This window comes from Pseudomonas baetica, assembly GCF_051216495.1.
GTDB classification, from domain to species: Bacteria; Pseudomonadota; Gammaproteobacteria; order Pseudomonadales; family Pseudomonadaceae; genus Aquipseudomonas; species Aquipseudomonas baetica_B.
The window spans coordinates 21452-28704 of sequence record NZ_JBPKAM010000082.1; the positions used below are offsets into that span (position 1 = coordinate 21452).

7 protein-coding genes are annotated in these 7253 nt (G+C 60.9%); 5 read left to right on the plus strand and 2 right to left on the minus strand.

What is annotated here, in order from left to right:
• Positions 1 to 36 precede the first annotated feature (36 nt).
• Together ACSFE6_RS23750 and ACSFE6_RS23755 are read left to right on the plus strand one after the other, a co-directional pair.
• Positions 37 to 1002, plus strand: coding sequence for a LysR family transcriptional regulator (locus ACSFE6_RS23750; protein WP_435429867.1), 966 nt, complete (start codon positions 37 to 39; stop codon positions 1000 to 1002).
• 156 nt (positions 1003 to 1158) lie between these two features.
• Positions 1159 to 1452 carry a hypothetical protein gene (locus ACSFE6_RS23755; RefSeq protein ID WP_435429868.1) on the plus strand — a complete coding sequence of 98 codons (294 nt, stop codon included), beginning with the start codon at positions 1159 to 1161 and terminating at the stop codon, positions 1450 to 1452.
• An 80-nt stretch (positions 1453 to 1532) separates the two neighbouring features.
• Here ACSFE6_RS23755 and ACSFE6_RS23760 read toward each other — a convergent pair whose 3' ends face one another.
• Positions 1533 to 2444, minus strand: a complete 912-nt coding sequence (locus ACSFE6_RS23760; RefSeq protein ID WP_435429869.1) for a LysR family transcriptional regulator — start codon at positions 2442 to 2444, stop codon at positions 1533 to 1535.
• Between the two features lie 130 nt (positions 2445 to 2574).
• Here ACSFE6_RS23760 and ACSFE6_RS23765 point away from each other — a divergent pair, with 130 nt between their 5' ends.
• The gene (locus ACSFE6_RS23765) at positions 2575 to 3411 is read left to right on the plus strand and encodes an SDR family oxidoreductase (protein WP_435429870.1); all 837 of its coding nucleotides are present in this window, start codon (positions 2575 to 2577) and stop codon (positions 3409 to 3411) included.
• A gap of 48 nt (positions 3412 to 3459) precedes the next feature.
• On the opposite strand, the gene ACSFE6_RS23770 is transcribed toward ACSFE6_RS23765, so the two are convergent.
• On the minus strand, positions 3460 to 4413 hold the full coding sequence (locus ACSFE6_RS23770; protein WP_435429871.1) for a LysR family transcriptional regulator: 954 nt from the start codon (positions 4411 to 4413) through the stop codon (positions 3460 to 3462).
• Positions 4414 to 4556: 143 nt separating this feature from the next.
• Between ACSFE6_RS23770 and ACSFE6_RS23775 the strand changes: the two genes are divergently transcribed.
• Positions 4557 to 5735: a M20 aminoacylase family protein gene (locus ACSFE6_RS23775; RefSeq protein ID WP_435429872.1), complete on the plus strand. Its 1179-nt coding sequence runs from the start codon at positions 4557 to 4559 to the stop codon at positions 5733 to 5735.
• A 48-nt stretch (positions 5736 to 5783) separates the two neighbouring features.
• A complete protein-coding gene (locus ACSFE6_RS23780) occupies positions 5784 to 7088 on the plus strand; it encodes an MFS transporter (protein WP_435429873.1) in 1305 nt (434 codons plus the stop codon).
• Positions 7089 to 7253: the final 165 nt, after the last annotated feature.

Genomic DNA, 7253 nt, shown 5'->3' on the forward strand with positions numbered 1-7253 from the left:
CGTTGCCTTCTGAGCAACACTGGAGAAATACCCCTCATGCGCGAAATCAACCAACAACGGCTGCGGTATTTTCACGAGGTGCTGACCCACGGATCGATACGTGGCGCGGCGGACAGCATCAATACGTCCCCTTCGGTGATCACGCGCCAGATCAAGCTGCTGGAGGAAGAGCTGGGGGCGAAGCTTTTCGAACGGCAAGCACGAGGCGTGCAGCCGACCGAAGCGGCCGCGCATCTGCTGGAGTTCTGGCGCGGCTATCGATCCCACCAGGAGAAACTCGAAGACCAGCTGCAAGCGATCAAGGGCCTGCAGCAAGGTCATGTACGGGTGGTCATCAGCGAAGGTTATGTCGACGCCTTGGTCGACAACGTGCTCGCGCCCTTCTGCAAGCAATACCCGAAGCTCAACGTCACACTGGACACGCTGCCCGTCGTCGACGTACTGAACGAAGTCGCTGAAAACCGCGCGCACATCGGCCTTGCCTACAATCCTCCCCTGCACGCGCACATCGATTTTCGTGCAACGTCGTCGCAACCGGTCATGCTGCTGGTTCGCCCGGATCACCCGTTGGCGTTGAGAGGTGGCCCTGCCACGGTCGCGGACATACTCGACTGCCAACTGGTGTTGACGCCCACCACTTTCGGCATCGGCCAGGCAATAGAAATGCTGGAGTACGCGGAGAAAATCGAGGTCCGCCCCCTGCTGGTCAGCAACTCCCTGGCAGCCCTCAAGCGCCTGGTCGCGGCCGGGGACTTCGCCTCGTTGCTCGGAGAGTTCGCCGCCTACAGGGAAATCGCCCAAGGGAGCCTGGCTGCCATTGCGGTGGAGCATCCAATCTTCCAGGGGGTCGAGGCGAAATTGCTGGTGAAGTCGGGCCGCCCGCTGGCCGCTCCGGCTCAGGAGTTGCTCAATTGGATGCTGAAGCGCCTGCCGATGTTTGAAGCCGGCCTCGAGAACGGCCGCCTCACCCAGATCGAGGCCCACGCAGCCAATGTCTCATGAGTGGGCATCTAACCTGCTCGAGGGGGCCGTTCGTACCGGTGGATAGTATTAAAGTGCCAATATCGCCTACAGTTCCGGAGTAATGAATGACTGGCCATCAATCCCCCTTGAGCAGGTCAGGTACGAGCACGCTGAAACTCCAGCGGAGGGATGAAAATGCACGGCTATGGAATGATTGGAGATTTGATCCATCTAGCCCTTTATTTGATGAGTATCGGTTTCTGGGCCCTGTTCTGGATTGTCTGTATTTTCAATGCCAAACATCGTTTGAAAAAGCGGCTGGGCGCTCATGCGCTGCTGATCGGATTGCTGTTTTTCCCGGTATTGCCCGCGACACTCGTCGGTGGAGCGCTGATCGCATTCGGTATCGAAAGCCTGGTCTGGAGTCTGTGCATCGTCGGCGTGGGCCTTCCGCTGGCCGGCTTGCAATTTGTCCGGCGGCTCGCCTGAACAGGCCCTCACCTGCAATCATCTCGCCGCCGGCAGACGCTGGCTAACCCGCTTGCTCTGGTGTTGAAGAACGAGAATGATCAATGCCCCACTCGGGACTGACTCACCCAATCCCTCACCGCTTGGGCAAAGAGCCGCAGGGCAATGGGCGGATGACGATTGGCCGGGTAGTACAGACAGAGGCCCGAATAGTTCGGACTCCACTGGGGTAACAGATGGATCAGCCGTCCATTGCGCAAGTGGTCGGCAACCTGGCCTTCAGGCACCCATGCGACACCCACGCCTGCCAACGCGGCGTCGATCATGAGGTTGACGTTGTCCAGGGTGATCTGGCCTTCGACGTCCAGGCTGGCGCTTTGCTCACCGTGCTTGAAATCCCAGCGAAACAGCCCGCCGCTGGTGAACCGAAAGCGGATGCAACGATGGGTTTTCAACTCTTGCGGCGTGGTGGGGGCCGGGTGGCGTTCCAGATAACCGGGTGAAGCGACGGCAGCGAAACGCAGATCCGGGCCGAAACGGATGGCAATCATGTCTCGCGGCACATCGTCAAACAGGCGGATACCCGCATCGAAACCATCGCCGACAATGTCTTGCAGCTTGCTGTCGACGACAAACTCGATATGGATATGCGGATAACGGACGACAAAGTCGGGTACGACATGGCGAATCAGCGGCCGCATGGCGGCTTCCGAAGCACTGATACGCAATGAACCTGAAGGCGCGATCCGGGCGGAAGTGACTTCATTGACCACGTTCGCCAGATCATTGATCAGCGGCCGTACACCGTTGAGCAACTGTTCCCCCGCCTCGGTCAATGACACCGAGCGCGTCGTTCGGTTGAACAGGCGCATTTCCAGCCGCGCCTCCAGGTTACGCATCGAGTGACTGAGCGCGGAAGAAGACACACCCAACACGCGAGCCGCACCGCTGAAACTGCGTTGTTCGGCGATGGCAATGAAGGCTGTAAGCCCTGGCAAATCCGCGCGCATCATTGATGAATTTTCCTCAATAAGCCATGCAGCCGAGCCTATATTGTTGAGCCATCAACAGCAATATAGGGTGAATGACCTGATCCGGCGCTCAACCGGATGAAACGATCCCAGTCTTAAGCGAGACACCCCCATGAAAAATTTTACGAAAGTGATTGTCGTCATTGGCGCCGGTTCGATTGGCCAGGCCATTGCCCGACGAGTCAGCGCCGGCAAGCACGTCGTGCTCGCTGATCTGCGACAGGGGAACGCCGACGCCGCGGCCAATACCTTGCTGGATGCAGGTTTTGAGGTCACTACTGCCATCGTTGACGTCGCTTCCCGCGAATCAGTGCAGGCGCTGGTAAAGACAGCGATGGCCATTGGCGAGATCGTCGGGGTCATTCATGCCGCCGGTGTCTCGCCCTCACAGGCGCCGGCCGCAACCATTTTGCGGGTTGATCTGTACGGCACCGCCGTCGTGCTTGAGGAGTTCGGCAATGTCATCGCTGCGGACGGCTCTGCCATCGTCATCGCATCACAATCCGGCCACCGTCTGCCGGCCTTGAGTACCGAACAGAACACGGCGCTGGCGACCACGCCCGCCGATGATCTGCTTGCACTGCCGATGCTGCAGGCCGATCAAATCACCGATCCTTTGCAGGCGTACCAGATCTCCAAGCGCGGGAACTCATTGCGAGTCATGGCAGAAGCTGTGCGCTGGGGCAAACGCGGCGCTCGGGTCAATACCATCAGCCCGGGCATCATTTTCACGCCGTTAGCGCGGGACGAGTTGAGTGGCCCGCGGGGTGAGGGCTACCGGCGCATGATCGAGTTGAGCGCGGCCGGGCGAGGCGGTACGCCAGATGAAGTGGGCGCCCTGGGTGCTTTGCTTATGGGTCCTGAAGGTACGTTCATTACCGGTAGCGATTTTTTGATGGATGGCGGCGTCACGGCCGCGTACTGGTACGGCGACCTGGCGGCACGATAGACCCCAGACCCCACCCGCCCTGCACTACCCAAGGGTGGATTGCGCCCGTCAAATCAACAACTCCAGCGTATCGAACAACTCGACATCCTCCGGCCTTGCCGATCGCGCACGGCGGCGGATGACCTGGAACAGACAATCGACGAAGCATTGCGCGGCGACGCCCAACTGGGCATTTCGCGGGGTGACAATGCCAATGGTGTCGGTGGCGAAGGTTTCAGCCAGATCCAGGCGTTCCACACGTTCACGGTAGTCGGGCACGGTGAGCATCGGCTCCGGAAAGTAGCTGAGCATGTCGGTTTGCCCGATCAGCGATAGCGTCAGCTGCGGCGAATGCGCCCGATGGATGTGTTGCATGTCGATCTGCGCGCCGTGTTGCCAGAACAGTTCGGTCATCAGGCCTTCGTGGCTGGCATCCGGGTAATTGACCACCCAATCCTGATCCAGCAGATCATGGATGGAACGGCTGTCGCGGCGTGGGTGGCCATGGCGGGCCACCACCGCCATCCGGTAGGAACAGATCGGCTCACAGACGAACTCCGGACGTGGCAGCAACGAAGACACCAACCCCACCGCAAACTCCATCGTGCCGTCACGCAAGCGCGGCAAGGTCACTGCCATCAATCCTTCGAAGATTTCCAGGCGAACCCGGGGCATTCGCTGGCGGAACAACGTGACGACCTCGGGCAACAGGGTCATGCCCATCCACGGCGAAATGCCCAGACGCAATTGCCCCTCGGCTTGATCGCTCAGGTGCGCCAACTCCAGTTGCGCGCGCTCAAGTTGACTGAGCATCTGTCGCGCATGCTGCAACAGCGACTGGCCATATTGGGTCAACACCACCCCGCTGGCGTTGCGTACCAGCAGAGGCAGTTGCAGATTTTCCTCCAGTTCACGCAATGCCTTGGCGACCGCCGTCTGCGAGACGTCCAGTTGCCGCGCCGCCGCACGAATACTGCCGCAGTCGGCAATCATCACCAGCGCTCGCAATTGATGCAGCTTCATCCTTCCCTCCTGACGCTGCGGGTGTAAACCACCGGTTTTCAGCCCCGCTTTTTTGCGACTGCCGCGGCATTCGCCAACTCATTAGGATCGCAGGGTATCAGTCGGACACCCGAAAACGACCAATAAAAAACGAGGAACCTGTGATGCTCCAGTTGCCTGCTCTTCCCGGCATTCGCGCGCTCGAAGAAGAAATGATCGCCCTGCGTCGCCACATCCACGCCCACCCGGAATTGAGCTTCGAGGAGTTCGCCACCGCCGATCTGGTGGCGGGCAAGCTCACCGAGTGGAGCTTTGATGTGCACCGTGGTCTGGGCGGCACCGGCGTCGTCGGGCTGCTACGCCAGGGGCAAGGCAGCAAGATGATCGGCCTGCGCGCCGACATGGACGCCCTGCCGATCATCGAGCAGACAGGCCTGCCCTATTCCAGTCGCCACGAAGGGGTGATGCATGCCTGTGGTCACGACGGTCACACCGCGATGTTGCTGGCGGCGGCCAAGCATTTATCCGAAAACGGTGAATTCGACGGCGCGTTGGTGGTGATTTTCCAGCCTGCGGAGGAAGGCGACGGCGGTGCGCAGCGCATGCTCGATGACGGGTTGTTCGACCTGTTCCCCTGCGATGCGATCTTCGCGATGCACAACATGCCGGGCCTGCCGGTGGGCAAACTCGGATTCCTGCCGGGACCATTCATGGCCTCCACCGACACGGTGACCATCCGTGTCGACGGTGTCGGCGGTCATGGTGCCATGCCGCACAAGGCGGTTGATCCGGTGCTGGTGGGATCGGCCATCGTCATGGCGTTGCAGAGTATCGTCGCGCGCAATGTCGATCCGCTCGACACGGCCGTAGTAACGGTCGGTGCGTTTCATGCCGGCATCGCCGCCAATGTGATTCCCGATCACGCCGAGTTGCAGTTAAGCGTACGTGCGCTCAAGGCCGAGGTACGTGATGAGCTGATTGCGCGCATCACCACCGTGGCGCAAACCCAGGCGGCGAGCTTCGGCGCCCGCGCGACCGTCGATGTCGACGAAGCACAACGTTTTCCGGCGCTGTTCAACCATCCCGAAAGCACCGCATTCGCCCGGCAAGTGGCGCTGGACTGGGTCGGTGAAGAAGGTCTGGTTCGCGACATGAAACCGCTGACCGGCAGCGAGGATTTCGCCGTGATGCTGCAACGTTGCCCCGGTTGCTACCTGCTGATCGGCAATGGCGACGGAGAAGGTGGCTGCATGGTGCATAACCCTGGCTACGACTTCAACGACAGCTGCCTGGCCACGGGCGCCAGTTATTGGGTTCGGTTGGTGGAAACCTTCCTCGCCTGATTCGCGCTCGACTACCGGGTATCGCCCTCGTCTTCTGGAGTTCGCCTCATGTCCACTCCCGTTTCTACCGCAGTGCCAGCCGCCTCTTCGGTACGTCGACCGATCGGCGCACGTGCCATTGCCGCCATTACCATCGGCTCCGGCCTGGAGTTCTACGACTTCTCCGTCTACAGCTTTTTCGCCACCCTCATCGGCCGGCAGTTTTTTCCGGTCGAGAGCACGCTGGGCCAGTTGCTGCTGTCGCTGGCGACCTTCGGCGTCGGCTTCGGCATGCGCCCCATCGGCGGGCTGGTGCTGGGCGCCTATGCCGACCGGGTCGGACGCAAGCCGGCGATGATGCTGACGCTGTGGTTGATGGCCCTGGGTTCTCTACTGTTCGCCATCGCCCCCACCTACGCGCAGATCGGGATCGCCGCACCGGTGATCATCGTGCTGGCGCGACTGATACAGGGCTTCGCCATTGGCGGTGAAGTCGGCGCCTCGACCGCAATGCTGATGGAATACGCCGACGACAAAAGTCGTGGCTTTTATGGAAGCTGGCAGCTGTTCAGCCAGGGGTTGAGCTTCCTGCTCGGCGCACTGGTGGCCCTGGCCCTGAGCTCGAACCTGTCGCCCGAAGCGCTGGAAAGCTGGGGTTGGCGCCTGCCGTTCGTACTGGGCATCCTGGTGATTCCGGTTGGTGTCTACATTCGTCGCCATCTCAAGGAAACCGCTGCCGAAACACCGCAAGGCCATGAAAGTCAGTCTGGTATTCGTCTGATCTTTACGCGCCATCGCCGGACAATTCTGACTGGCGTGCTGTTGGTCATTGGCAGCACGGCGTCCAGCTACATCGTGCTGGACTACATGACCAACTACACAGTCACGGTGCTTCACCTGCCGATGAAGATGGGCACCACCGCTGCATGTCTTGGCGCGCTGGTGCAGATCAGCCTGTCGATCTGGGCCGGCCGGTTGAGCGACCGTATGGGTCGTCGCCGCACCATCGTTCTGGGCGCGATGCCGATGCTGTTGCTGATCTACCCGGCGTTCATGTTGATGAACCAGTACCCCACGCTGACTACGCTGCTGACTGTTTCGTTGGTCACCGCCCTGCTGCTGGTGCTGATCACCGTGCCGACTTTGGTGCTGGTGACGGAGCTGTTTCCACGGGCGATTCGCGCCACCGGGCTGTCGATTGTTTATTGCCTGGGGGTTTCGGTGTTCGGTGGATTTGCGCAGTTCTTCGCGACCGGGTTGATTGGGTTGACGGGGAATAACAATGCGCCGGCGTTGTATGTGATGGTGTGTTTGGGGCTTACGTTGGTGGGGTTGGGGATGGCCAGGGAGACGGCTGGAAAATCGCTGGATTGATCTGACTCCGGGAGTCCCTATACATACAAAAACCAACTGTGGGGGGGGGGGGGGGGGGGGGGGGGGGGGGGGGGGGGGAGGGGGGGTGGGGGGGGGGAGGGGGGGGGGGAGGGGGGGGGGGGGGAGAGGGGGGGAGGGGGGGGGAGAGGAGTAGGGGGGGGGGGG

Bases quoted from the DNA above. Each gene is read 5' to 3' on its own strand.
- ACSFE6_RS23780 (WP_435429873.1), top strand. From the start codon at position 5,784: ATGTCCACTCCCGTTTCTACCGCAGTGCCAGCCGCCTCTTCGGTACGT.
- ACSFE6_RS23760 (WP_435429869.1), bottom strand. From the start codon at position 2,444: ATGATGCGCGCGGATTTGCCAGGGCTTACAGCCTTCATTGCCATCGCC.
- ACSFE6_RS23765 (WP_435429870.1), top strand. From the start codon at position 2,575: ATGAAAAATTTTACGAAAGTGATTGTCGTCATTGGCGCCGGTTCGATT.
- ACSFE6_RS23755 (WP_435429868.1), top strand. From the start codon at position 1,159: ATGCACGGCTATGGAATGATTGGAGATTTGATCCATCTAGCCCTTTAT.
- ACSFE6_RS23750 (WP_435429867.1), top strand. From the start codon at position 37: ATGCGCGAAATCAACCAACAACGGCTGCGGTATTTTCACGAGGTGCTG.
- ACSFE6_RS23770 (WP_435429871.1), bottom strand. From the start codon at position 4,413: ATGAAGCTGCATCAATTGCGAGCGCTGGTGATGATTGCCGACTGCGGC.
- ACSFE6_RS23775 (WP_435429872.1), top strand. From the start codon at position 4,557: ATGCTCCAGTTGCCTGCTCTTCCCGGCATTCGCGCGCTCGAAGAAGAA.